This is a genomic window from Streptomyces sp. H27-H5, assembly GCF_026627505.1.
Classification (GTDB): Bacteria; Actinomycetota; Actinomycetes; order Streptomycetales; family Streptomycetaceae; genus Streptomyces.
In genome coordinates, this window is the sequence record NZ_JAPNLK010000325.1 from 1 (window position 1) to 972 (window position 972).

Annotated in this window: 2 protein-coding genes and 1 pseudogene; 2 read left to right on the forward strand and 1 reads right to left on the reverse strand. The window is 64.9% G+C overall.

Annotated features, from left to right (window positions below; all coding sequences use genetic code 11):
• Positions 1-156, reverse strand: a pseudogene (locus OTB19_RS43065) (IS30 family transposase); the annotation flags it as partial.
• 13 nt (positions 157-169) lie between these two features.
• On the opposite strand from OTB19_RS43065, the gene OTB19_RS43070 reads away from it, so the two are divergent.
• Together OTB19_RS43070 and OTB19_RS43075 are read left to right on the forward strand one after the other, a co-directional pair.
• Positions 170-358, forward strand: a complete 189-nt coding sequence (locus OTB19_RS43070) for a hypothetical protein (protein WP_267804309.1) — start codon at positions 170-172, stop codon at positions 356-358.
• Positions 355-726: an integrase core domain-containing protein gene (locus tag OTB19_RS43075; RefSeq protein WP_267804311.1), complete on the forward strand. Its 372-nt coding sequence runs from the start codon at positions 355-357 to the stop codon at positions 724-726. The genes OTB19_RS43070 and OTB19_RS43075 overlap by 4 nt, the downstream gene beginning before the upstream one ends.
• Positions 727-972 lie beyond the last annotated feature (246 nt).

The following is a 972-nucleotide window of genomic DNA, read 5'->3' on the forward strand; positions in this document are numbered from 1 at the left end:
CTCCACCGTCGTGACCCCCGTGGCGATCAGTCGCCAGAAGTGGCGCTGCACGACTCGAGACGGATCAGGCCGCCCCGGCGAACGCATCGCCGGCCGCAACGCACGATCAGCGCGCCACTGCCGACGCCGACCCTCCGGAACATCGCTGGTCTTCAAACTCCAGTCCGCCGTGGCCACGTCGCACACCTCCGAGATCAAAGTGTTGCGACGACCGGTTGAATCCACCTTCCGACCCGCGGTCGGAGTGCATGATGCAGTCGGGCTGGAGTTCGCCGCGGCCGGCGGCCATGCGCAGGGCGTCGGTGACCAGCTCGGCCCGGTGATGATCGGCCATCGCAGCTCCGGTTGGACGGGGTGACCTCCAAGTCGCCTCGAACCACCGGGAGCAGCTACGCTCGCTTCAACAACCCGGTGTTGCAACCACCGGTTGAACTCGCCGAGTACACATCAGCCGATTTCCGCACTGAGATAGCGGAGTTGAACCTGCGGCAAAGCTGCGGACGCACCGGATCATGTTTCGATAACGCCGCCGCGGAGAGCTTCTGGGCCCTCCTCAAGGAAGAGATCGGCACCCGCACCTGGCCCGACCGGGCCACCGCCCGCGCCGAGGTCTTCGACTTCATCGAGACCTTCTACAACCGCCGCCGCCTGCGCAAACACAAAATCCTCGGCTACCTCACCCCCGCCGAAACCAGGCAGCGGCAACAGCACGCCCTCGCAGCGTAGACATCGAGTGTCCAGGATCACGGGGAAACTTCAGATAGAGTCCGGGCCATACACATCCGCCACGTTCGCCCAGGTCTGCGACCGGTACGGCATCCGCAGGAGCAAGCGATCAACGCCGACTAGGTCCTGTACGGGATTCAGATCATGTTCGTCCGGTGATGCTGCGTAGCCAGAGCATCGTGCCGCAGAGGTGGAGTCCGGCCAGGTAGCTCTCCGGGGTCTTGTCGTAGCGGGTGGCGATCCCGC